Genomic DNA, 23529 nt, shown 5'->3' with positions numbered 1-23529 from the left:
TCCATCACACCTAAAAAAGGAGGCACGACATGGCAAACGAAGATCAAGCAAAAGGCAAAGCGAAAGACATCGGCGGCAAGGCCAAGGAAGAGTTCGGCGATGCAACCGGCAATGAAGACATGAAGCACAAAGGTCAGAAGGATCAGGCTGAAGGAAAGGTCCAGAAGGGCGTCGGTGACGCCAAGGACAAGCTCTCCGACTGAGTTTGACCAGACCAACTGAATCAAGGAGCCAGCCGATGACCGATGACGTCAAGACCCCGAAACAAGAGAACGAGAAGAAGCCGTCAAAGAAAAATGACGAGAAGCTTCACAGGGCGGAGGCGACGCTCGGAGAAGCGCCGGGAGGCGGGCCCAATGCGGAAGAACGCTCCCGACTGGCCGAGTAGTCCCCCATGCCGCAACGGCATTGGCTGACAGCCGTGAGCCAAACCAAAATTTGATGATCTGCGCCATCCTTGGCCAGACTGTCCCGGCCCGGTAGCACCGGGGCCGGGGCAACCGCATTGCGCCATACCGCACCGGGTCAAGCCCTTTCCGACCCTGAGCCCTTCGCGTGCCTCGGCAGCTCCCTCAGCCCCTCCAGCCACGCCACGCGTTCCGCGAAATATAACTGCGCCGTGGGCCGGTAGACCGAAGGGTCGTCCAGCGTCGGCGCGTAGAGATGCGTCTCCTCGGGCAGGTCCTCCGTCTCGTAGCTGAGCGGCGTGCCGCAGTCGCTGCAAAAGGATCGCGTGACGCCGGGCGAGGAGTGGTACGTTGAGTGCTTCTCAGCGGGGCCCCCGAAGCGAGCTCAAAGTAAAAAAGAAGACGGTCACCCCTAGGATTCAGGGGGACCACGCCACTCGAGCGGTTGATTGCGCCGGAAATCGCGTATGTCTTTGGGAATCATCCACTGCAAAAACCAGGGAAGAGCGTCGCTTCTCTTTCTGACCAGCGGTTCAGGATCGATCTCTATTCGAGCGATGGGCGACTCCAGAAGCGAGCTCAGTCGCTTATCGAGCTTGGAATTGATCAGCTTCCCCATCTTTCTTAGGACCGGATCAATCTGGTCGAGGCTCCCTTTGGGCAAAGACAGTTCATTCTGAAAGAAACCTAAAGGAAAGTTGAACACTTCGCCTTGAGACCAAGAACTGGCGGAGGGAAGAACGCCGGGTGGACAGATGTCGCAAGCTAATCGCAGCAGAGGAAGTATCTTATTATCGGGAATGGTTTTCGGAATCGCCAATGCATTGATTGAGATGGTGACGGACATCTTGGATCCGTCTACGAGAATTAGGGAAACCAATCCGAGGCGGTCCTGTCTGAGCCTCCGATAATAGTCGCCGATCAAGGCACGAGTGTTTCCGTCCCTTTGAATGCCTCCAGGCTCAAGTCTTTGGATGGGTCTGAAATCCTTCGCTTCCAGCGCCAAGTTTGCTTCGGTCCCCACACGAGCCGAAAACTCCTTGAACTTGGTCGACAACCTCACCTCCGCAACCCATGAACTTAGGCTTCAAAGCAGTCTCCAACGTCAAATCAAACGATCTCTGACTTCGACCCCTTCGTGTGCCCCGGCAGCTCCCTCAGCCCCTCCAGCCATGCCACGCGTTCCGCGAAATACAACTGCGCCGTGGGCCGGTAGACGGACGGGTCATCCAGCGTCGGCGCGTAGAGATGCGTCTCCTCGGGCAGGTCCTCCGTCTCGTAGCTGAGCGGCGTGCCGCAGTCGGTGCAAAAGGACCGCGTGACGCCGGACGAGGAGTGGAACGTCCGGCGCGGCCCGCTCCACGTCACGCCCGCGCGCGGCATCCCGATCCAGCTTACGTAGTCCGCGCCCGCCGCGCGCTGGCAATCGCGACAATGACAGGTCGTCTGCCACAGCGGATCGCCCTCCGCCCGAAAGCGGGTCGCCCCGCACATGCATCCTCCAGCCAGCATCGAGGCTCCTCCTGCCCCGACAAGGCCACCGACGCGATACCGACGCAATACCGACGTGATACCGACGCGCGTTTTGCGCCACGATTGCGAACGCGCCGGGATCTGCTAATCAGCCGCGTCATGGACCATTTCCTGTACCGCGACGGCATCCTTCACGCCGAGGACGTGCCTCTCCCCGAGATCGCCGCTGCGGTCGGGACGCCGTTCTACGTCTACTCGACCGCCACCCTGACGCGCCACTACCGCCTGTTCCAGGAGGCGCTCGACGGACTCGACCACCTGATCTGCTACGCGATGAAAGCCAATTCGAATCAAGCGGTTCTGCGGCTGATGGCGTCGCTCGGCGCGGGTGTCGACGTGGTCTCGGGCGGCGAATACCGCCGCGCCGTCGCAGCAGGATTTCCGGCCGACCGCATCGTCTTCTCGGGCGTCGGCAAGACGGCCGAAGAGATGGAGCTGGCCCTGAGAGGCGGCATCCGCCAGTTCAACCTGGAAAGCGAGCCCGAAATGCGCCGCCTCTCCAAGGTATCGGAATCGCTAGGGAAAATCGCCCCCGTCACGATCCGCATCAACCCTGACGTGGACGCCAGGACGCACGAGAAGATCGCCACCGGCAAGTCCGAGAACAAGTTCGGCATCCCCATTTCCCGAGCCCGCGAGGTCTATGCCGAAGCCGCCTCTCTGCCGGGGCTCGAGGTCATCGGCATCGACGTCCACATCGGCTCGCAGCTCACCGACCTCGAGCCCTACGAGCAGGCATACCTCAAGGTCGCCGAGCTGACCCACCAGCTCCGCGCCGACGGCCACGACATCCGCCGCCTCGATCTAGGCGGGGGCCTTGGCATCCTCTACGAGCGCTCGAACGCCGCACCCCCGCTTCCGCTCGACTATGGCGAGGTGGTGCGACGGACCGTGGGCGACCTCGGCTGCGAGATCGAGATCGAGCCTGGCCGGCTGATCGCCGGTAACTCGGGTCTCTTGGTCTCGGAAATAATCTATATGAAACAAGGCGAAGGACGCACCTTCGCCATCGTCGACGCGGCGATGAACGACCTGATCCGACCCGCGATGTACGGGGCACACCATGACATCGTGCCCGTCGTCGAGCCCGAGGCGGGAGCGGAGCTGAGCCCCTGCGACGTGGTCGGTCCGGTCTGCGAGACGGGCGACACCTTCACCCGCAACCGGCCCCTGCCACCCCTCGCCGAGGGCGACCTGATCGCCTTCCGCTCGGCCGGCGCCTATGGGGCGGTTATGGCCTCGGAGTACAACTCCCGCCCGCTGGTGCCCGAGGTGCTGGTGCATGGGCATCAATTCGCCGTCATCCGGGCACGACCCACCTTTGACGAGATGATAAACCGCGATACCATCCCAGAGTGGCTGGAAGGACCGGTATGATCCGGGCCTGGTCCCGCAACGAAGGCCTATGACGCAGGACACGCAGCTTCCCGCAGATGCCGCGAAGCGGCTGACATGGCCGCTTCGTCTCACGTATGCCGGGATGCTGGCCGAACGCGTCGTGCGCGCCTTCTGGCCCTTGTGGTCTCTGGTCCTTCTCACGCTCGCCTCCCTCCTCATGGGCCTGCACGAAGCCCTGCCGCTCGAAGCGGTCTGGACCGTCGGCGTCGTGGTGGTAGGCGGCGGGCTCGCCGCTCTTGTCTATGCGCTGCGCCAGTTCCGGGCGCCGCTCCGGTCCGAGGTCCTGGCCCGGCTTGACGCGACCTTGCCTGGACAACCCATTGCCGCCCTGTCCGACAGGCAGGCCATCGGCACCGGCGATGCGGCCTCGGAATCGGTCTGGAGGGTGCACCTTGCGCGCATGTCGGCGCGCCTCGACGCCGCGCGGGCAGTCGAGCCCGACCTGCGCCTTGCGCGCCGCGACCCCTATGCGCTGCGTTACATGGCTCTTCTGGCCTTCGTGATCGCGGTCCTTTTCGGCTCTCTTCTGCGCGTCGCGAGCGTCGCCGAAATGGGGCCAGGCACCGGGCAGACCCTGGCCAGCGGATCGGTCTGGGAAGGCTGGGTCGAGCCGCCCGCCTACACCGGCAAGCCGAGCATCTATCTGAACGACGTGACACGCGAGGCGTTGTCGGTGCCGGAAGGCAGCCGCGTCACGCTTCGCTTCTACGGCGAAGTCGGTGAACTGGCGCTGCATGAAACGGTGTCGGGCCGGACCGAGGACGTGACACCGGCGACCGAGCCGGAACAAGGGTTCGACATCGCCGAAAGCGGCGTGATCCGCATCGAAGGCCCTGGTGGCCGCGAGTGGGACGTCGAGGCGATCCCGGACGCGCCGCCCTCCATCGAGTTCGAAGGCCCGTTGGCGCGGGGCGAGGCGGGACGGATGGAGACGCCCTTCGTCGCAAAGGACGATTACGGCGTGACGGGTGGGAGGCTCGAGATCACGCTGGACCTCTCGAAGGTCGACCGCCGCTATGGTCTCGCCGTTGAACCGGAAGCGCGGGACAAGATCGTTCTGGACCTGCCGATGTCGATTACCGGCGACCGGACCGAGTTCAGCGAAACTGTCGTCGAAGACCTGTCGAAGCACCCTTGGGCGAATTTGCCGGTGTCCGCCGAGCTTTTCGCGTCGGACGATGCCGAGCAGGAGGGGCTTTCCGCCCCGCAATTGGGCGAACTTCCCGGCCGTCGATTCTTCGATCCCCTCGCCAAGTCCATCATCGAGCAACGTCGCGACCTTCTCTGGAACCGCGAGAACGGCACCCGCGTGGCTCAAGTGCTTCGCGCGGTTTCGTACAAGCCCGAAGACGTGTTCCGCTCCGAGACGACCTACCTCAAGCTGCGCTTCGCCGTGCGCCGGCTCGAGACGCGGCTGTCCGTGGATCAGTTGAACGACGACGCGGTCGAGGAACTGGCCGAGGTGCTGTGGAGCCTGGCCCTCGAGGTGGAGGAAGGCGATCTCTCCGACGCGCAGGAACGGTTGCGGCGCGCGCAAGATCGGCTTTCGGAAGCCATCGAGAATGGCGCGTCGGACGAGGAGATCGCCGAACTGATGAACGAACTGCGAGAGGCGATGCAGGATTACATGCAGCAACTCGCGGAACAGCAGGGCGATCAGCCTCAACAAGATATGGCTGAGGGCGAGATGCAGGAGCTGTCCTCGCAGGACTTGCAGGACATGATGGACCGGCTTCAGGAATTGATGGAGCAGGGCCGGATGGCAGAGGCGCAGCAGCTTCTGGACCAGCTTCGCCAGATGATGGAAAACATGCAGATCGCCCGCGGCCAGCAGGGCCAGCAGTCCCCCGGCGAGCAGGCGATGGAAGGCCTGTCCGAAACCCTCCGTCAGCAGCAGGGTCTGTCGGACGAGGCGTTCCGGGATCTTCAGGAGCAGTTCGGTCCCGAGGGTCAGCAAGGCCAACAGGGTCAGCAAGGGCAGGAAGGGCAGCAGGGACAACAGGGTCAAGGACAGCAGGGCCAGGGTCAGCAAGGTCAGCAAGGGCAAGGCCAACAGGGCCAGGGTCAGCAGGGTCAGGGACAGCAGCCGGGCGACCTCGAGGGTGGACTTGCTGACCGTCAGCGCGCGCTGCGTCAGGAATTGAACCGCCAGACGCAGAACCTCCCAGGAGCCGGTTCGCCTGAAGGCGACGCCGCGCGCCGGTCGCTCGACAGGGCGGGCGAGGCGATGGACGAGGCCGAGGAGTCGCTTCGAAACGAGGACTTCGCTGGTGCCCTGGACGATCAGGCCGACGCGATGGAGGCTCTGCGCGAGGGAATGCGAGAGCTCGCCGATCAGATGGCGCAGCAGCAGCAACAGCAGCAGGGTGGGCAGCAGGGCGACGCCCTGGGCCGCAACAACCCAAGCGGTAATCGCGATCCACTGGGCCGCGACCAGGGAGAGAATGGTCGGATCGGGACTGACGAGCAACTCTTGCAGGGCGAGGACGTGTATCGCCGGGCCCGTGAGCTTCTGGACGAGATACGCCGCCGCTCTGGCGAGCAGGAGCGCCCGACCGAAGAGCTGGATTACCTAAAGCGTCTTCTGGAGAGATTCTAGCCTAGCGCTGGATCAGGCCGTCGAGCCAGTCGCGGGCGGCATTCGCCCCGTCCACATAGCGGACGAGAGCCGTCTCGGACCCGGGGATGGCGCTCGCGATGGCAGGAGCGAAGGCGTAGGCGACGATCAGGCCTGCCGCGATCAGAAGCATGAGGAAGAACCCCATTCGGAAGCCGCTGCGATGGCTCGCAACCGCTTCGGTCGTACCTCTGCGGCGCTTGCGCGCGGGCTTCAGGGTCGAATTGATCTCGTCGATGTCGGGCAACAGATCCTTGCGAGGCGCCTGGTAATCGGAGTCTCCGCGAGCATCCTGCCGGTCATCGTCGGGGTCGTTGTCGGGGCGCATGCTGGCCATGCGGGCCCGCAGAGCGCGTGACGGCGTCTCGCGCCGGCGAATCTGGTCGAGCGCCATATCGGTCTGGGTTTCCAGGGCCTCGGACGGTGGCGCACGGCGCTGAGACAACTCGCGCTGCGCTTCTTCCCGCAACAGGTCCACGTCTGCGGCGTCGGCCGGCCTGCGTGCGCGCGGCGCGTCGCCGGCCGGCGGAACGAAGGCGGCGGACGCGATGTCCTCGTCTTCTTCCGCTTCCTCTTCCTCCTCGTCAGAGATGGACTTCTCGGAGGCGGCGGCAACGGCGCGGACGGCCTCGCTCGGCGCCTCGTCCTCAGCCTCATCGTCGCTCTCTTCCTGTGGCGAGGCGGACAACGTGTCTTCGAAACCGGCGGGGGGAGGGGGCAGTTCAAACCATGTGTGGCCGCAGTTCGAGCACTGCACATCGCGTCCCTCGTCGGGGATCAGCGACGTGTCGACCTCGTACTGAGCGCTGCAATTCGGACAAACGAGCCGCATAAATTTGTTCCTTGCCCCGACAAACGCGCCGTTTCGGCGTTCTACGTCACCTGCCTTGCAAGCTTCTAGCACTTCATCCCGCGCCGGAAAAGTCTGCTGACGTTGATCCTTGTCGCGGAAACGGGCAAAAGCGAACAGCGAGGCGGGGAGGCGGCGTGATCGAGCTTGACGATGTCGTGGTGGGCTACGGCGGTCGAACGCTTTTCGACGGCATGTCGATGTCCCTTCCGCAAGGTAGTTTTCACTTCCTGACCGGCCCGTCGGGCGCGGGCAAGACGACCCTTCTTCGAATGGTATCGATGGAGCTTCGGCCGTCGTCAGGACGCGTGCGCGTGCTGGATGAGGATGTTGGCCGGCTGGACCGCGACGGGATCGCGCGGATGCGCAGGAGGATCGGCGTCGTCCACCAGGACAGCCGTTTCATCGACCACATGACGGTGGCCGAGAACGTCCGGTTGCCGGCGACGGTCGCGGGTCAATCCGAGGCGACCGCGGACGCACATCTCGCGGAACTCCTGGGATGGGTCGGACTGGGCGATCAGGCCGCGCAGCATCCCCCCGAGCTTTCGGGCGGCGAAAGGCAGAGGGCCGCCCTGGCGCGTGCGGTGATCCTGTCGCCGGACGTGGTTCTGGCGGACGAGCCGACGGGGAACGTCGACTGGGACATGTCCTTGAGGATCCTCGACCTTCTGATCCAGCTCAACCGTTTGGGGAAGACGATCCTCTGCGCGACGCACGACCTGAATCTGATCCGGCAGGCAAAGTCCCGTGTGACATCGCGGGTCCTGCGGCTGAAGGGCGGGCGCGTCGAACAGGCAGGGATCGACTTGTGAGGCGCCCCTCGTTTCTGTCCACCGATCCGACCGCAGCGCGTGTGGTGCCTGCCACCGGCTTCACAGCCGCTCTGACCATCGTGAGTTCGGCCGCGACCGCCTTTCTCGCCGTCTTCGCGATCGCGCTGTCGCTTGCGGCCGGGGACCTTGCGACGAGATGGGAGACCGAGCTTGCCGGCACAGCGACCGTGCGCCTACCAGCCGCGGACGAGGGCCAGGACGTCCAGGTCGCCACCATCCTCGAGGCGCTGAAGCAGACGCCGGGGATAGGAACGGCTCACCGGCTGGACGACGGCGAGCAGGCGGCCCTCCTGGCTCCCTGGTTCGGAACCGACCTTCCGCTCGACAGCCTGCGTCTGCCCATACTGATCGAAGTGACCGAGATCGGAGACGGGCCCGATGTCGAGGGTCTGAACCTCCGTCTGGAGGCCGAGGCCCCCGGAGCCGTCTACGACAACCACGGCCGCTGGCGCGCGCCCCTGGCCGAAGCGGCGGGCTGGCTTCGGAAGCTCGGGACGGTCTCATTGATCCTGATCGCGGGTGTCATGGCGGTGACGATCGCGCTTGCGGCATCGGCCGCCCTCGCGGCCAACGGTCAGGTCATCGACGTTCTGCGCCTTGTGGGCGCTCGCGACGCCTGGATCACCCGCGCCTTCGTGCAACGTTTCACGCTTCGCGCGGCGGCAGGGGCGGGGGCGGGGACCCTTATCGGCATGATCGCACTTCTCCTCATGCCCGGTGGTGCTGAGACGGGCATTCTCGCAGGTCTTGGGCTGTCTGGGGTCGAGTGGCTCTGGCCTCTCGTCATCCCACCTGCCGCCGCCTTGCTGGCCTATGCGGCGACTCGGGCCGCCGCAGCGCGCCGTCTGGGGAGCGCGCCCTGATGGTCGCCATCCAGTGGCTGCGGTCGCTTGTGTTCAACGTCTCGATCTACGTCGTCATGGCGATCTATGCCGTGGTGTTCTTTCCCTTCGCGCTCTTCTCACGCGATTGGGCTTTCCGAGCCTGCAAGGCCTGGTGCGCCTATGTCAGGTGGGCGGCCCGCTGGATGGTGGGCCTGAAGACCGAGGTTCGGGGCCCTATTCCGCAGGGCGAGGTGGTCGTTGCGGCCAAACACCAGTCGTTTCTCGACATCATCCTCATTTTCCACGCGCTTCCCCGCGCGAGGTTCATCATGAAGCGCGAACTGATGTACGCGCCGATCCTGGGGCAGTACGCGTTGAGGATCGGCTGCGTTCCCGTCGACCGGGGCAAGCGCGGCAAAGCCATCGAGAAGATGAAGGCGGACGTCGAAAAGGGGCGGCTGGAGCCGGGGCAGCTCATAATCTACCCGCAAGGGACGCGCGTCGCCCCCGGAGAATACCTGCCTTACAAGGTCGGCACCGGGATCCTCTACGAGCAACTCGAACAGCCCTGCATTCCCGTCGCGGCCAACGTCGGCCTGTTCTGGCCGAAGCGCGGGGTGATGCGCCGCCAGGGCACCGCCGTGGTCGAATTCCTTGCACCGATTCAGTCCGGGATGGCTATAAAGCCGTTCATGGCTCATCTCGAGGACGTCATCGAGACGCGCTCCGCCGCCCTGAACGAAGAGGCTGATCCTCGACCGTGACACACGACATCGACACCATCGAGGCTCTCGAGGCGATCTACGGAATACCGTTGGCAACCGCGGTCGCGAAGGTGGCCGACCGCTTGGTGCCGGTCTATCGCGAATGGATCGCCGCCTCGCGCTTCTGCATCTTCACCACGGTCGGGCCCGAGGGGACAGACGCCTCGCCGCGGGGCGAGGATGGGCCTGTGGTGATCGAGATCGATGAGCGCACCTTGGCGCTTCCGGACTGGCACGGAAACAACCGGGTGGATTCGCTGCGGAACATCGTTCGGGATGGGCGTGTCTCGCTTCTGTTCATGGTTCCCGGATCGGACAACGTCGTGCGTGTCAACGGAACGGCGCGGCTGACCGTCGATCCCGCAGTGCTCGGGCGTTTCGAGCGCGGGGCAAAGCGTCCCAGGTCGGTGATCGTCGTGCGGATCGGCGAGGTCTATTTCCAGTGCGCCCGCGCGCTCTTGAGGTCGAAGCTCTGGAGCTCTGGCGACCAGAGCGCCGGGCTTCCGACCCCGGGCCAGATCCTGGCGGCGTTGAGCGATGATCGCCACGGGGGCGAAGCCTACGATGCCGTCTGGCCCGAGCGTGCAAGGGAGACCCTCTGGTGAGCGAAACCGGCCCCAATTCCGACGAAGCGCGCTACTGGGCTTCCCCAACCGGATTGTCATGGATCGAAAACGAAGCGGCGCTGGACACGCTTTTCGCGTCGGTAACGGACGCGGTGCTGGATGCCGCCGACTTGAAGCCGGGCGAGTCGGTGCTCGACGTCGGATGCGGAACCGGCGCACATGCGCTTGCCGCCGCGCGCCGGGTCGGGGCCGGCGGACGGGTGACGGCTCTCGATATTTCGCCGCCGCTTCTGAGGCGTGCGGAGGCGCGCGCAACGGCAGAAGGATTGGCCGATCGGTTCGAGTTCGCTGTCGCGGATGCGCAGAGTGCAGACCTCGGCGTCGCGCGGTACGACCTGGCCACGTCGCGCTTCGGTGTCATGTTCTTTGCGGACCCTGCCGCCGCATTCGCGAACATCGCGAAGACGGTTCGTCCCGGCGGACGAATGGTCTTCGGCGTCTGGGGGCCTGTCGCCCGCAACCCCTGGTGGGGGCTGCCTTCGCGCGTCGCGGGCGAGGTCTTAGGTCCCTTGCCCAAGACCGCGCCGAACGCACCGGGGCCCATGGGCTTGTCGGATGCCGATTATGTCCGGGACGTCCTGCGCGGCGCAGGGCTGGAACATGCGGAGGTCGAGCCTCTGACGGTCTTCCTGCGTCATCCCGAAGGCGCCGCAGGCGCTGTGGCCCTGAGCCTGCGTGTCGGATCGGCAGCGCGGGCGCTGAGGCTCTACGAGAGCACGGCAGTGCAGGAAGCCGAGGTCGCGGCGCGTCTCGAAGAGGCGTATCGGCCCTTCGAGGCCGACGGCGAATTCCGGATGCCCGCGGTCCTGAACCTGATCCGGTCGCGGCTGCCCTGAACTTGCGGCTGCCGCCCGGCGTCCCTTATATACCGGGAGCAGAAGAGGTCAGGCATGAATTATCTCGAATTCGAAAAACCGCTTGCCGAGATCGAAGGCAAGGCCGAGGAACTGCGCGCCATGGCCCGGTCGAACAAGGGGATGGATGTCGACAAGGAGGCTGCGGGTCTTGACCGAAAGGCGCAGAGCCTTCTGGGCGATCTCTACAAGAACCTGACCCCCTGGCAGAAATGCCAGGTTGCGCGGCACCCCGACCGTCCGCACTGCAAGGACTACATCGACGCCCTCTTCACCGAGTACACGCCGCTGGCTGGCGACCGCAATTTCGCCGACGACCACGCGATCATGGGCGGCCTGGCCCGGCTGAACGACAGGCCCGTCATGGTGATCGGCCACGAGAAAGGCCACGACACCCAGTCCCGGATCGAGCGCAACTTCGGCATGGCGCGTCCCGAAGGCTATCGCAAGGCGATCCGGCTTATGAACCTCGCCGACCGCTTCGGGGTCCCGGTCGTCACGCTGATCGACACTCCGGGCGCCTATCCCGGCAAGGGCGCAGAAGAGCGGGGCCAGTCCGAGGCCATCGCGCGATCGACCGAACAGTGTCTGAGGCTGGGCGTGCCCCTCGTCAGCGTCGTGATCGGCGAGGGCGGTTCCGGCGGAGCCGTGGCTTTTGCCACCGCCAACCGCGTCGCGATGCTCGAGCACTCGATCTATTCCGTCATCTCGCCCGAAGGCTGCGCGTCGATCCTCTGGAAGGATGCCGAAAAGATGAAGGAAGCTGCCGAGGCGTTGCGCCTTACAGCGCAGGACCTGCACAAGCTTGGCGTGATCGACCGGATCATCGCCGAGTCCGTGGGCGGTGCGCAGCGTGACCGCGTGTCGACGATGCGCTCGGTCGGACTGTGCATCGACGACATCCTCAAGCAGCTTGCGCCCATGTCCCGCAAAGATCTCGTCCGGGATCGCCGCGCGAAGTTCCTGAACATGGGGCAGGCGGGTCTGGCTGCCTGATTGCAAAACGTCGCCCGATGCGCGATTAGCGCTGGAATGTCGCGCGACATTTCCGGAAGATGCCCGGGCCTCGCGCCGAGACGCGAGCCTGCGACGAGGAGGACAGCTTGGCAGACATCACCCTTACCGTGAACGGCCAGAGAGTATCGACCACGGTCGAGGACCGTGCCCTTCTGGTCGAATTCCTGCGCGATGCACTCGGGCTGACAGGCACACACGTTGGCTGTGACACCAGCCAGTGCGGGGCCTGCGTCGTCCATGTCGATGGCAAGGCGATGAAGTCCTGCACCATGCTGGCTGCCGCCGCCGATGGATGCGAGGTCACGACGATCGAGGGCGTGGCGAAGGGTGACGCGCTGCACCCGATGCAGAAAGCGTTCAACGACAATCACGGTCTTCAGTGCGGATTCTGCACGCCGGGGATGATCATGTCCGGCATCGACATGGTCGCGCGGTATCGAGCCGATGGCCGCACGCTTGACGAGGCCGCGATCCGCGAAGAGCTGGAAGGCAACATCTGCCGCTGCACCGGCTACCACAACATCGTCAAGTCCATCCAGCAGGCCGCGGGCGAGATGTGACGCCCGCATCGAGGAGTAAGCCCGATGCATGAAACGACCTATCACCGCGCCGCCAGCGTCGAGGATGCCTCCCGCCTTCTGTCTGCGAGCGACGAGGGCCAGTTGATCGCCGGTGGCCAGACCCTTATCCCGACGATGAAGGCTCGGCTTGCCGCGCCGTCGGACCTTGTCGACATTTCGCGTATCGGCGCCCTTCGCGGCATCGAGGTCTCGGGACGCAGGGTCACCATCGGCGCGATGACGACCCATGCCGAGGTAGCTGGCAGCGCGGAGCTTCGCTCGGTCTGTCCGGGCCTCGCGGATCTGGCCGGGCTGATCGGCGACCCTGCCGTGCGCCACCGCGGCACCATCGGCGGGTCCATCGCGAACAACGACCCCGCCTCCGATTACCCCGCAGGTGTCCTGGGCCTTGCCGCTGTCATCCGTACCGACAAGCGCGAGATTTCGGCGGACGATTACTTCGAAGGCATGTTCACCACTGCTCTCGACGAAGGCGAGATCATCCTGTCGGTGTCGTTCGATGCGCCCGAGGCCTGCGCCTATGCAAAGTTCCCGAACCCCGCGTCTCGCTACGCGCTCTGCGGTGTCTTTATCGCCAAGGGGGCGGACGGTATTCGGGTCGCGGTCACCGGGGCGGGGAACGATGGCGTCTTCCGCGCAAGCGCGTTGGAGCAAGCTCTGTCGTTAGACTTCTCACCCGCGGCGGTCGATGGCGTGACCGTCGACGCGGACGAGATGCTGTCCGACATCCACGGCGACGCCGCGTATCGTGCGAACCTCGTCAAGGTAATGGCCAAGCGAGCCCTCGCCGCGATGTGAGCGTGGGGCGGCGTCACCGCCCTGCGATCAACTCGGCCTGCTTCACGATGACCTCGGCCTGCCGCACGCTTGCGATATCGACGAGGCGGCCCTTGTAGACGGCCGCGCCCGATCCGGTCCGCTGCGCCTCGTCCATGGCCGCAAGGATCTCGCGGGCCTCGGCTACGGCTTCCTCGGTCGGCGTGAAGACCTCGTTGGCGAGCGCAACCTGCTTGGGGTGGATCGCCCATTTGCCGACCATGCCGAGCGTCGCGGATCGCAGCGCCTGCGCGCGGAAACCCTCGTCGTCCGAGAAGTCGCCGAAGGGGCCGTCGACCGGCAACACGCCGTGGGTGCGGCAGGCCGCCACGATGGCGGTCTGCGCCCAGTGCCAGGGGTCCGACCAGTACTTCTGGCCGTGCCGCGCCATGTAGTAGTTCTCCTGCGTGCCCCCGATGCCCGTGGTCTGCATCCCCATGCTCGCCGCAAAGTCCGCTGCGCCGAGCGACATCGCCTGGAGACGGGGGGAGGACGCGGCGATTTCCTCGACATGAGCGATGCCGGCGGCGGTTTCGATGATGACCTCGAGCCCGATCGGTTTCGTCCGTCCCTTCGCGCGCTCCACTGCGGTTACCAGCGCATCGACGGCATAGACGTCCGAGGCGTTGCCGACCTTTGGGATCATCAGGAGGTCGATCCGGTCCGAGCAGTTCTCCAGCACCTCGGTCACGTCGCGGTACCAGTAGGAGGTGTCGAGGCCGTTTATCCGCACCGAGAGCGTCTTGTCGCCCCAATCGACGTCGCCCACGGCCTCCACGATGTTCTTCCGTGCCTGCGCCTTGTCATCGGGCGCCACCGCGTCCTCAAGGTCGAGGTTGATGACATCCGCCTCGGACGCCGCCATCTTCTCGAAGATCGCGGGTCGTGAGCCGGGACCGAAAAGCTGGCAGCGGTTCGGACGGGCGGGTGGCGCGGGCTGGACGCGGAAAGACATACAGGCAACTTTCTTTCGTTTCGGGCAGTCTCACGGGTAAGATCTTGCGCTGCGGCACGCAAGGCGGTTTTGCAGGTGCAGCAAGCGTCGTCGTTGCACCCTCCCATCTGGCGGCAGCCGATGGCAGGCTGGGAACAGCCATAAGGGGACCCTCATGATTCGAACGCCATACCTGCTTTTTCTGGGTGATGCTCCAGACCAGTTGGCGGCCAAGGTGGCGCAGGGGATCGCCGACTGGCGTCCCGAAAACGTCGTCGGCCAGTTCAGGATGCCAAACTGCAAGGCGGACGTGGCGGCGAAGGATATGACGCTTGCCGAAGCATACGAGGCAGGAGCTCGGACCTTGGTTGTCGGTGTGGCGAACCGGGGCGGCGTCATTTCCGAAGCGTGGATCGACGTGCTCTGCGAGGCACTCGAGATCGGCTATGACGTTGCTTCGGGGCTGCACAATCTGTTGCGGGACGAGAAGCGGGTGAAGGCGACATCGCAGCGCGCAGGGCGTACGCTTTACGACGTGCGCGTTCCGACGGTTTCGTACCCGATCGCAAATGGCGTGAAGCGAAGCGGCAAACGCTGCCTCGCTGTGGGGACCGACTGTTCGGTCGGCAAGATGTATACCGGCCTCGCCATGGACGCCGAGATGCGCTCGAGAGGCATGAAGTCGACCTTCCGACCGACGGGCCAGACCGGGATCCTCATCATAGGCAATGGCATCCCGCTGGACGCCGTGGTCGCCGACTTCATGGCTGGCGCGGTCGAGTGGCTGACGCCCGACAACGAGCCGGATCACTGGGACCATATCGAGGGGCAGGGGAGCCTGTATCACATCTCCTACTCCGGAGTGACGCTGGCCCTGATACACGGTGGCCAGCCGGACGCGCTGATCCTCGCGCACGAACCGACGCGGACCCATTTGCGGGGGCTGCCCGACCACTCCCTCCCATCCCTTGAAGCCTTGCGCGACACCGCCCTGCCTCTGGCGCGGCTTGCGAACCCGGATTGCGAGGTGGCCGGTATCTCGATCAACACGAAGGCGCTTGGTGAGGACGAAGCGCTGCGCCTCTGCGAGGAGACCGAAGCCCGGATGGGCCTGCCGTGCGTTGATCCGTTCCGGCACGGGGCGGGGCGCCTGGTCGATGCGCTTGCGGGGATCTGAACAGCGATGAAGCTGACCGTGATGCCCGAACGCTTTCGCCTGGCCGAGACCTTCACCATTTCGCGCGGTTCGCGCGACGTCGCCGAAGTGCTGACCGTAACGGTCGAGGACGGCAGCGTCATCGGCCGCGGAGAGTGCGTGCCCTACAAGCGGTACGGCGAGACAATGGAGGGGGTAGAGGCCGCGATCCTCTCGCTTCCTCAACCTGTTGCTCGCGAGAGCTTGGACAGACACCTTCCCGCGGGCGCCGCGCGGAATGCCGTGGATTGTGCCCTCTGGGACCTCGAAGCCCGGCGTTCCGGGCGAAGGGTCTGGGAGCTTGCCGGCCTTGCAGCGCCTAGGCCGGTTCCCACGGCCTACACCCTGTCCCTGGACACGCCGGATCGGATGAGAGCAGCCGCGCAGCGTCACGCTCATCGTCCGCTTCTCAAGATCAAGCTCGGCGACGAGGACGACATGGCGCGGCTGGAGGCGGTGCGCGAGGGCGCCCCGGACACGCGGATCATCGTCGACGCGAACGAAGGTTGGACTGCGGACGTTTATGGCGAACTGGCGCCTCACCTCCTCCGGATGGGGGTCGCTCTTGTCGAACAACCCTTGCCTGTCGGACAGGACGACCTTCTGGCCGAGATCGCGCGTCCCCTGCCCGTCTGTGCGGACGAGAGCTGCCACGACCGGGATAGCCTGCCAGCGCTGAAGGGCAAGTACGACATGGTCAACATCAAGCTCGACAAGACCGGCGGGTTGACCGAGGCGCTGGCGCTGCGCGACGCGGCACGGGACGCGGGCTTTGGGGTGATGGTCGGCTGCATGGTCGGTACCTCGCTCGCCATGGCGCCCGCCGTGCTGGTGGCGCAGGGAGCCGACGTCGTCGACCTCGACGGCCCCCTTCTTCTCGCCCAGGACCGGGACCCGCCGTTGCATTACGGCGAAGAGGGGGCGTATCCCTCCGACTCCGCGCTCTGGGGCTAGGAAGCGCCCGCTCTCGCCAAACGCTTTCCATGCCGCTAAACCGACCGAAAACCGGAGGACCGCCATGAGCCGCATCGTCTATGTGAACGGAGACTATCTGCCCGAAGAGGACGCAAAGGTGTCTGTCTTCGACCGGGGCTTTCTGTTCGCCGACGGCGTCTACGAGGTGACGAGCGTGCTTGGAGGCAAGCTGATCGACTTCGACGGCCATGCCAAGCGGCTGGCGCGCTCGCTCGGCGAACTGGACCTTGCGGCGCCGGTGACGACCGACGAACTACTGGCGATCCACCGCAACCTCGTCGAGCGAAACGACGTGACGGACGGTATGGTATATCTCCAGGTCACGCGCGGCGCCGCCCCGGACCGGGATTTCGCGTTCCCTGACCCTGACGAGGTTCGGTCCTCCCTCATTCTGTTCACCCAGTCCAAGCCCGGACTCGCGGACAGTCCTGCGGCAAAGACCGGAATAAGGGTCATCTCGATCGAGGACATCCGGTGGGGACGGCGCGACATCAAGACGGTGCAGCTTCTCTACCCCTCCATGGGCAAGATGATGGCCAAGAAGGCCGGCAAGGACGACGCCTGGATGGTCGAGGACGGCATGGTGACCGAGGGAACCTCGAACAACGCTTACATCGTCAAGGACGGCGTGATCGTGACGCGGAACCTCGGCACCGAGATCCTGCACGGCATCACACGCGCAGCCGTCCTTCGCTTCGCGCGCGAGGCGCAGATGCGTGTGGAGGAACGGCCTTTCACCATAGAGGAGGCCAAGGATGCCGACGAGGCCTTCATCACGTCGGCCTCGGCCTTCGTCACGCCTGTGGTCGAGATCGACGGCACACCCGTCGGATCGGGGACGCCAGGCCCCGTCGCGGAGCGTCTGAGAGAAATCTATCTCGAGGAGAGCCGCGCGACGGCCATCTGACTAAAATCCGAAGCATTGGGGCGTCGGTGAACGCCTTCGGATTCAGTAATGCCTAAGGGTCTTGCACCTATCGCTCGTCCGTCAGGACCGAGTGCGACCGGGTGTGATGAATCTAGAAGACGTGATCTCCAACTTCCCGCAGCTGACTGTCGACGCGGTCGGGATCGCCTATCGTGCCAGCAACGACGTCGAACCGGAATTCGTCTGGGTCAACGAGCCGTTTGCGCACATGTTCGGGGCGACGCAGATCGACATGATCGGCCGTCACGCGATGTCGATCTACCACGACGACTACACCGCCGACTTTCATCAGACGGTGACGGAGCCGCTTGCGTCCGGGCGCTCGAGTTTCAGCACGGATTCGCTGTGTATCCGCGACGACCGCAGTACCTTCTGGGTCAGGGTGTCCTATTTCGCCCTGTTCGATGCGACCGGACCCGGACGGCATTCCGTCGTGCTGGTGCGCGATGTGGATGACCTGAAGGACCGGGAGCAGGCGGCAGAGCTGGCGCTCATTGAGAACGAGCAGCTTCTCGCGCGGGTCGAGGCGACGCAGAGCCGGCTGATCAGTGCGCTCGACACCGCGCCCGACCCCTTCGCGATCTTCGACTCCCGCGATCGCCTTGTCATCTGCAACACGGCTTACTCGGCGTCTATGACCGACGGGGCCGGGGGGCTGACCGAAGGCATGACCGGAGACCAGATCCTGCGCCTCGGCCTCGTCAACAACGCCTTTCCCGAGGCAATCGGGCGTGAGGAGGAGTGGCTTCAGGAGCAGGGCAGACTTTGGCGCGATCCGGGTAACAGGGAATTCCACATCGCGATCCGGGGGCGGGAATATCGGGCCATCCGGTCGGGGACCTCGAACGGCGACAGGGTCGTGCTTTATGTCGATATCTCCGATTTCCTCGACCAGCAGAGAGAGCTGAAGCGGTATGCCGAACGCCTCGAGCGCGCGAACTACGAGATCAGTCACCAGGCGCTGCACGACGAGTTGACGGGGCTTGGCAACCGGCGGTTTCTCAAGATCAAGCTGGACGAGATGATCGCGCGACGCCGCGACCGCGGTGGAGAGATCGCGGCTCTGCACATCGACCTCGACCGTTTCAAGCAGATAAACGACACCATGGGTCATGCGGCGGGCGACTATGTCCTGACGTCGGTCGCGCGCGTCTTGCGTGAAAGACTGCGCGAAGAGGACGTGATCGCGAGAACAGGGGGCGACGAATTCGTTGTCCTCGTCCGATGCAAGGTCGGCAGCAAGGAACCGGAGGTTCTGGCGCGACGGCTGATCGACGCCGTTTCGCAGCCGGTCCTTTTCGAAGGCCGACCCTGTCGCTTCGCCGCCTCGATCGGGATCGCGCGCACCCCGCTCATCGACGCGTACGACCTGCTCACCAGTTCTGATGTCGCTCTCTACAAGGCAAAGATGACCGGCCGGGCGCGCTTCGCCGTCTTCGACCACGTCGATCTCCAAAGCCTCCGCGAAAGCAAACGGTTGACCGACGACATCGCACGCGGGCTGGAGGCGGGAGAGTTCGTTCCCGTCTACCAGCCCCAGATCAATCCTTTCACGGGGGAAATCGCGGCGTTCGAGACGCTGGCGCGCTGGCAACATCCGGAGCGCGGACTTCTTCCGCCTTCGGAATTCCTGACGGCAGCCGCAGAAATGCAGGTCGACGGCCAAATCGACTCGGCCATCTTCCGCGCCGCCACGTCCGAGTGCCGGGAATGTCGCCGATTGTCGGGGTGCCTGCCGCGCCTGTCGTTCAACGTAAGTCTGCAGCGGATCATGGGCGAGAGCTTCATCGCCGACATCGAACGTGCGGACTACGGGGGTGGCATCGCGCTGGAACTCGTCGAGACCATCTTTCTGGAAGAGGAGTCGGACGCCTTCCTCAAGCGGGTCGAGATGCTGCGCCGCATGAATGTCCGATTCGAGGTTGATGACTTCGGCTCAGGTCGCGCGTCCATCGTGGCCCTAAAGCGCATCGCGCCCGACCGTCTGAAGATCGACCGCCGACTGGTGGAGCCGATCACCACGTCGGAACGGGCACGGAAGCTGGTTCGGTCGATCATCGACATCGCACAGGCTCTCGACATCGGCGTCACCGCCGAAGGTGTCGAAACGCCGATGCATGAGACGATCCTCAAGGATTTCGGGTGCGACCGGTTGCAGGGATATCTGTACGCCCGACCGCTGCCCTTCGCCGGCATGGTCGCCTTTCTTGAAGGCAACCAGCGGGACGGGCGTGTTCCGGCGAGCCGTCAGTCGTGACCGGGATGGGACGCGGCGAAGGCCCCCTTCTGTTCAGGCGTGGCTTCGGCCTGATGTTCGGCCTTCCAAATGTCGTAGGGCATTCCGTAATAGGCCTCGCGCGCCTGTGCCGTCGACATCTCGATGCCGCGCTCGGCCGCCGCTTCCTGAACCCATCTCGACAAGCAGTTGCGGCAGAAGCCAGCGAGGTTCATCAGGTCGATGTTCTGCACGTCAGCCCGATCTTCCATCAGGTGCCGCTGGAGCCTGCGGAATGCGGCCGCCTCGAGTTCAATCCTGGTCTGGTCGTCCATGTGTCCTCCTGCGGTTCAGGTTTCGGCTCGGCGCAGCGCCAGCGGAAGAAGGCGTGCCAGTCGCTCGGCCCATTCGGTCTGTCCCGCATCGTCGCGGATCAGGTCGTTGCGCACCTCTAGCAAGGTATTCTGCCTGCCGTGCGCAATGGCGTGCCGGTCGATGGTATCGCCCTCGAGCGTCCCGGAGTAGGGCTGATTTTCCCCCACGACCAGGCTTCCCTCATCCCGAAGCAGGTCGAGAAGCGGACGCGACAGGCGATCGTCCGACGCGAAAAGAAGTCCGACGTGCCAGGGACGCGGCTGCCGGTGCCGGAACTGCGGAGTGAAGGAATGCACCGAAATCAGCACCGTATCCGCCCGACGCGCCGCCAGACGAGCCACGGCGTCATGGTAGGGCCGGTGATACAGGTCCAGACGCCGCTCGACCTCGGTCTGGTCGGCGTGCCGGTTCGCGGGGATCAGCGTGCCGTCGTAGAGCTTCATCAGAAGCGTCGGATCGTCCTCGCCTCGATTCGGATCGATCACCAGACGCGAGAACGTGGAAAGGACGGCGGGAGCACCGAGCAGCTCAGCCAATTGCAGGGTGAGGCCGGCGGCGCCCACATCATAGGCTATGTGGCGCGCCATGTCCTCGGCCGCGACGCCGAGGCTGCCTCCGCCGACCGACGGCGGGACCGCGTTCGACGCGTGGTCGCAAATCACCAGCCAGCGCGACGTGCGCGCCTCGCCGACGAGGCGGACCGGGGCCCAGTCCTGTTCCGAGGAGGGGGACGACATGCGCTGTCTCTAGCCGCGATAAAAGCGGATGGCCAGTTGTCCTGCGCTAACATTTGAGGCTAAGACGGACCCCGAAACCCGATGGAAGGACACTGGAACCATGCGCCGTCTCCGGAATGTGAAAATCGTCGCGACACTTGGTCCCGCGTCCAGCACCTACGAGATGATCCGCGCCCTGTTCGATGCCGGCGCAGACGTGTTCCGCCTGAACATGAGCCACGGCACGCACGAGGATATCGCCTCGCGCCATCGCATCATCCGCGAAGTCGAAACCGACGTCGGCCGTCCAATCGCCATTCTCGCCGACCTTCAGGGTCCCAAGCTGCGGGTGGGTCCCTTCGCCAGGGGTCGTGAGGAATTGACCGAGGGTCAGAGCTTCCGCCTCGACCTCGACGACGCGCCCGGCGACAACACCCGCGTCCAGCTTCCGCACCGCGAGATCTTCGAGGCGTTGGAACCCGGCGCGCGACTTCTCGTCAACGACGGCAAGATACGTCTGAGAGTGCGCGAGTTCGGCCCTGACTTCGCCGATTGCACGGTCGAGGTCGGCGGCACCATCTCGGACCGCAAGGGCGTCAACGTCCCGGACGTCGTGCTTCCGTTGGCGGCGCTGTCCGAGAAGGACCTCACCGACCTCGAATTCGCATGCGAGCTTGGCGTCGACTGGCTCGCGCTGTCGTTCGTCCAGCGCGTCGAGGACGTCCACGAGGCGCGCGCGCTGGTGAAGGGTCGTGCTGCGATCATGACGAAGGTCGAGAAGCCCGCGGCGGTGCGTGAATTCGATGCGATCCTCGCGGCGTCGGACGGCATCATGGTCGCCCGCGGCGATCTGGGCGTGGAACTTCCGGTGCAAAACGTGCCGCCGATACAGAAACGTCTCGTCCGCAAGTGCCGCGCGGCGGCAAAACCCGTCATCGTCGCGACCCAGATGCTCGAATCGATGATCGAAAGTCCGATGCCTACACGCGCCGAGGTTTCCGACGTGGCGGCCGCCATCTACGAGGGCGCCGATGCGGTGATGCTCTCTGCCGAAAGTGCTGCGGGTGCATATCCGGTCGAGGCCGTCGAGACCATGAACAACGTGGCACTGGAGGTCGAAAGCGACCCCACCTACCGCGATGTCGTCGACGCCAGCCGGGGCGGGCCGAAACGGTCGGTCGCCGACGGCATCGTCTCGGCCGCACGCGAAATCGCCGAGACGGCGGACATCAAGGTGATCTGCTGTTACTCGCAATCGGGCACGACGGCGCTTCTCGTCGCGCGCGAGCGGCCGCATGTTCCGATCATTGCGATGACCTCGAAGATCGGAACCGCGAGGCGTCTGTCGCTGACCTGGGGCCTGCATTGCGTGAAGACGCAGGAGGTCGACCGCTTCAAGACGGCTGTCCTCAATTCGGCCCGTGCTTCGATCAGCGAGGGGTTCGCGCAGCCATCGGATTACCTCGTGGTCACCGCGGGTGTGCCCTTCGGGCAAGCGGGCACCACGAACATCCTGCGTGTCGCGTCCTGTGACGAAAGGCGCATCATTCCGGCCGATCCCGAATAGATCGCCCTAAAAAGGCCGAATTTTTCCTCCATGGTCCGACTCATGGCACCGTACATCGATCTCATCATGGTCATCGGCGTGGTCATTCTGGCCATGGCCTTCCCCACGGCGGTTGGCGCGTTTTCCCGAGGCAGCCCGCCTCGCGCGGCGATGCTCGCCCTATTCGCGGGTGGCGTCCTGATCCTCTACGCCAATTCGTCCCGTCCGGGCGGGTATTCCGTGGCCGAGATGCCTCAGCTCTTCGTCAAGGTTCTCACCGGGGCCTGAGCCCTGCGGCGGCCGGGGACCGCACTTTTCCCTTGCTTCGGCACGGGTGCGGTTGTATCCGGCCCACTCCGACAGATCCGCCGGCCTAAGTGGCATGCCGAGCGGGTCTTTGCACCGTCCGACGAAGGAGATGGAAATGCCCAAGATGAAGACCAAGTCGAGCGCCAAGAAGCGCTTCAAGGTCACCGCGACCGGCAAGGTCGTAGGCGGCCAGGCCGGCAAGCGGCACGGCATGATCAAACGCACCACCAAGTTCATCCGCGATGCGCGTGGCACGCAGGTTCTGTCCGAGCCGGACCAGAAGCTGGCCAAGCGCTACATGCCCTACGACCGCTGAGGAGACCGACACATGTCACGCGTTAAAGGGGGCACGACCACCCACGCCCGTCACAAGAAGGTCACCGATGCCGCGAAAGGCTATTATGGCCGCCGCAAGAACACCTTCAAAGTCGCCCGTCAGGCGGTCGACAAGGCGAACCAGTACGCCACGCGCGACCGGAAGGTTCGCAAGCGCAACTTCCGCGCCCTGTGGATCCAGCGCATCAACGCTGCCGTTCGCGGCCATGACGAGACGCTGACCTATTCGCGCTTCATCAACGGCCTGGCGCTTGCCGGGATCGAAGTCGACCGCAAGGTCCTCGCCGATCTCGCCGTACACGAGCCCGCCGCCTTCGGCGCGATCGTCGACCAGGCGAAGGCCGCGCTCGCGTAACGCCGGGAACCCGGACAGTTAGAGGACGCCGCGGACCTGAGAGGGTTGCGCGGCGTCCTTCTTTGAGGGAGGGCAGAGTGAGTCAAACCAACCCCATCCATCCGGTTGGAATCGACCATGTCGTGTTCCTGGTTACCGACATGCCGCGCGCGCTCGCGTTCTACGAAGGCGTGCTCAACTGCCGGCCCGGGTTCAGCTATCCGTCGCTCGGGATGGAGCAGGTCTGGTTCGGCTCGGCGCTGATCGTGCTCTGGGACGTGGGCCATCCGGGCGCGGCCGCCGCCGTTCCGCCGGTTTTGGGCGGGCGCAACGTCGACCACGTGTGCCTCTCCTGCGCGCCCTTCAGCCACGATGCCTTGCGGGATCACCTAGCACAGCATGGCATCGCCATAGAGCGCGAGGCGATCCACGGCGGAGCGCGCGGGATGGGGGCGTCCTTCTACGTGCGGGATCCGGATGGCAACAAGATCGAGATCAAGGGTCCGCCAGAGCACCCGGATCTGCCGGGTCCCCATGCATAGG

27 protein-coding genes and 1 pseudogene are annotated in these 23529 nt (G+C 64.9%); 21 read left to right on the top strand and 7 right to left on the bottom strand.

What is annotated here, in order from left to right; genetic code table 11:
• Positions 1-29 precede the first annotated feature (29 nt).
• A complete protein-coding gene (locus EF888_RS19015) occupies positions 30-203 on the top strand; it encodes a CsbD family protein (protein ID WP_109760861.1) in 174 nt (57 codons plus the stop codon).
• 35 nt (positions 204-238) lie between these two features.
• Positions 239-388 (top strand): hypothetical protein, encoded by a 150-nt coding sequence (locus EF888_RS21970; RefSeq protein ID WP_164721757.1) that lies wholly within the window; start codon positions 239-241, stop codon positions 386-388.
• Positions 389-525: 137 nt separating this feature from the next.
• On the opposite strand, the pseudogene EF888_RS22665 reads toward EF888_RS21970, so the two are convergent.
• The 3 genes and pseudogenes from EF888_RS22665 to EF888_RS19000 form a co-directional block, all read right to left on the bottom strand.
• Positions 526-711, bottom strand: a pseudogene (locus tag EF888_RS22665) (GFA family protein); the annotation flags it as partial.
• Positions 712-819: 108 nt separating this feature from the next.
• Positions 820-1464: a hypothetical protein gene (locus EF888_RS19005; RefSeq protein ID WP_109760862.1), complete on the bottom strand. Its 645-nt coding sequence runs from the start codon at positions 1462-1464 to the stop codon at positions 820-822.
• A gap of 53 nt (positions 1465-1517) precedes the next feature.
• Positions 1518-1919, bottom strand: coding sequence for a GFA family protein (locus EF888_RS19000; RefSeq protein WP_109760863.1), 402 nt, complete (start codon positions 1917-1919; stop codon positions 1518-1520).
• A gap of 120 nt (positions 1920-2039) precedes the next feature.
• Between EF888_RS19000 and lysA the strand changes: the two genes are divergently transcribed.
• Together lysA and EF888_RS18990 are read left to right on the top strand one after the other, a co-directional pair.
• Positions 2040-3317 carry a diaminopimelate decarboxylase gene (gene lysA, locus EF888_RS18995; RefSeq protein WP_109760864.1) on the top strand — a complete coding sequence of 426 codons (1278 nt, stop codon included), beginning with the start codon at positions 2040-2042 and terminating at the stop codon, positions 3315-3317.
• Between the two features lie 28 nt (positions 3318-3345).
• The gene (locus EF888_RS18990; RefSeq protein WP_109760865.1) at positions 3346-5937 is read left to right on the top strand and encodes a TIGR02302 family protein; all 2592 of its coding nucleotides are present in this window, start codon (positions 3346-3348) and stop codon (positions 5935-5937) included.
• Between the two features lies 1 nt (position 5938).
• Here the strand turns inward: EF888_RS18990 and EF888_RS18985 are convergent, their stop codons facing one another.
• The gene (locus tag EF888_RS18985) at positions 5939-6787 is read right to left on the bottom strand and encodes a zinc-ribbon domain-containing protein (protein ID WP_109760866.1); all 849 of its coding nucleotides are present in this window, start codon (positions 6785-6787) and stop codon (positions 5939-5941) included.
• Between the two features lie 155 nt (positions 6788-6942).
• On the opposite strand from EF888_RS18985, the gene EF888_RS18980 reads away from it, so the two are divergent.
• From EF888_RS18980 to EF888_RS18945, 8 genes are all read left to right on the top strand, one after another.
• Entirely contained in the window at positions 6943-7620 is a 678-nt protein-coding gene (locus EF888_RS18980; protein ID WP_109760867.1) for a cell division ATP-binding protein FtsE, read from the top strand.
• Positions 7617-8504: a cell division protein FtsX gene (locus EF888_RS18975; protein ID WP_109760868.1), complete on the top strand. Its 888-nt coding sequence runs from the start codon at positions 7617-7619 to the stop codon at positions 8502-8504. The genes EF888_RS18980 and EF888_RS18975 overlap by 4 nt, the downstream gene beginning before the upstream one ends.
• On the top strand, positions 8501-9229 hold the full coding sequence (locus EF888_RS18970) for a lysophospholipid acyltransferase family protein (protein WP_109760942.1): 729 nt from the start codon (positions 8501-8503) through the stop codon (positions 9227-9229). The genes EF888_RS18975 and EF888_RS18970 overlap by 4 nt, the downstream gene beginning before the upstream one ends.
• Positions 9226-9834, top strand: coding sequence for a pyridoxamine 5'-phosphate oxidase family protein (locus EF888_RS18965; protein WP_109760869.1), 609 nt, complete (start codon positions 9226-9228; stop codon positions 9832-9834). Before EF888_RS18970 ends, EF888_RS18965 begins: the two co-directional genes overlap by 4 nt.
• Positions 9831-10691 carry a class I SAM-dependent methyltransferase gene (locus EF888_RS18960; RefSeq protein WP_164721756.1) on the top strand — a complete coding sequence of 287 codons (861 nt, stop codon included), beginning with the start codon at positions 9831-9833 and terminating at the stop codon, positions 10689-10691. Before EF888_RS18965 ends, EF888_RS18960 begins: the two co-directional genes overlap by 4 nt.
• Before the next feature lie 54 nt (positions 10692-10745).
• Positions 10746-11705, top strand: coding sequence for an acetyl-CoA carboxylase carboxyltransferase subunit alpha (locus EF888_RS18955; protein ID WP_109760871.1), 960 nt, complete (start codon positions 10746-10748; stop codon positions 11703-11705).
• Between the two features lie 107 nt (positions 11706-11812).
• A complete protein-coding gene (locus tag EF888_RS18950; RefSeq protein WP_109760943.1) occupies positions 11813-12286 on the top strand; it encodes a (2Fe-2S)-binding protein in 474 nt (157 codons plus the stop codon).
• A gap of 24 nt (positions 12287-12310) precedes the next feature.
• On the top strand, positions 12311-13105 hold the full coding sequence (locus EF888_RS18945; RefSeq protein WP_109760872.1) for an FAD binding domain-containing protein: 795 nt from the start codon (positions 12311-12313) through the stop codon (positions 13103-13105).
• A gap of 13 nt (positions 13106-13118) precedes the next feature.
• Here EF888_RS18945 and EF888_RS18940 read toward each other — a convergent pair whose 3' ends face one another.
• Positions 13119-14078: an L-malyl-CoA/beta-methylmalyl-CoA lyase gene (locus tag EF888_RS18940; RefSeq protein ID WP_109760873.1), complete on the bottom strand. Its 960-nt coding sequence runs from the start codon at positions 14076-14078 to the stop codon at positions 13119-13121.
• Between the two features lie 154 nt (positions 14079-14232).
• On the opposite strand from EF888_RS18940, the gene dgcN reads away from it, so the two are divergent.
• The 4 genes from dgcN to EF888_RS18920 all read left to right on the top strand — a co-directional run bounded on the left by dgcN (position 14233) and on the right by EF888_RS18920 (position 19412).
• Positions 14233-15234, top strand: a complete 1002-nt coding sequence (dgcN, locus tag EF888_RS18935) for an N-acetyltransferase DgcN (protein WP_109760874.1) — start codon at positions 14233-14235, stop codon at positions 15232-15234.
• A gap of 6 nt (positions 15235-15240) precedes the next feature.
• Positions 15241-16206, top strand: coding sequence for an N-acetyl-D-Glu racemase DgcA (dgcA, locus tag EF888_RS18930; RefSeq protein ID WP_109760875.1), 966 nt, complete (start codon positions 15241-15243; stop codon positions 16204-16206).
• A 64-nt stretch (positions 16207-16270) separates the two neighbouring features.
• Entirely contained in the window at positions 16271-17134 is an 864-nt protein-coding gene (locus tag EF888_RS18925; RefSeq protein ID WP_109760876.1) for a D-amino-acid transaminase, read from the top strand.
• 106 nt (positions 17135-17240) lie between these two features.
• Positions 17241-19412, top strand: a complete 2172-nt coding sequence (locus EF888_RS18920; RefSeq protein WP_109760877.1) for a putative bifunctional diguanylate cyclase/phosphodiesterase — start codon at positions 17241-17243, stop codon at positions 19410-19412.
• Here the strand turns inward: EF888_RS18920 and EF888_RS18915 are convergent.
• Together EF888_RS18915 and EF888_RS18910 are read right to left on the bottom strand one after the other, a co-directional pair.
• Positions 19403-19705 (bottom strand): DUF1244 domain-containing protein, encoded by a 303-nt coding sequence (locus tag EF888_RS18915; protein ID WP_109760878.1) that lies wholly within the window; start codon positions 19703-19705, stop codon positions 19403-19405. The genes EF888_RS18920 and EF888_RS18915 overlap by 10 nt on opposite strands.
• Before the next feature lie 15 nt (positions 19706-19720).
• A complete protein-coding gene (locus EF888_RS18910; protein ID WP_109760879.1) occupies positions 19721-20482 on the bottom strand; it encodes an N-formylglutamate amidohydrolase in 762 nt (253 codons plus the stop codon).
• Between the two features lie 100 nt (positions 20483-20582).
• Here EF888_RS18910 and pyk point away from each other — a divergent pair, with 100 nt between their 5' ends.
• The 5 genes from pyk (at position 20583) to EF888_RS18885 (ending at position 23528) form a co-directional block, all read left to right on the top strand.
• Positions 20583-22028, top strand: coding sequence for a pyruvate kinase (gene pyk, locus EF888_RS18905; protein WP_109760880.1), 1446 nt, complete (start codon positions 20583-20585; stop codon positions 22026-22028).
• A gap of 42 nt (positions 22029-22070) precedes the next feature.
• The gene (locus EF888_RS18900; RefSeq protein ID WP_241239738.1) at positions 22071-22295 is read left to right on the top strand and encodes a hypothetical protein; all 225 of its coding nucleotides are present in this window, start codon (positions 22071-22073) and stop codon (positions 22293-22295) included.
• Between the two features lie 136 nt (positions 22296-22431).
• A complete protein-coding gene (rpmI, locus tag EF888_RS18895; RefSeq protein ID WP_109760881.1) occupies positions 22432-22632 on the top strand; it encodes a 50S ribosomal protein L35 in 201 nt (66 codons plus the stop codon).
• A 12-nt stretch (positions 22633-22644) separates the two neighbouring features.
• Positions 22645-23007, top strand: a complete 363-nt coding sequence (gene rplT / locus EF888_RS18890) for a 50S ribosomal protein L20 (protein WP_109760882.1) — start codon at positions 22645-22647, stop codon at positions 23005-23007.
• Positions 23008-23084: 77 nt separating this feature from the next.
• Positions 23085-23528: a VOC family protein gene (locus EF888_RS18885; RefSeq protein WP_241239737.1), complete on the top strand. Its 444-nt coding sequence runs from the start codon at positions 23085-23087 to the stop codon at positions 23526-23528.
• The last annotated feature ends 1 nt before the right edge of the window (position 23529 follow it).

The sequence above is a fragment of the Silicimonas algicola genome, assembly GCF_003970735.1.
Classification (GTDB): domain Bacteria; phylum Pseudomonadota; class Alphaproteobacteria; order Rhodobacterales; family Rhodobacteraceae; genus Silicimonas; species Silicimonas algicola.
Note: the sequence above shows the minus strand (reverse complement) of the source record. Positions and strands in the feature narration are given on the sequence as shown.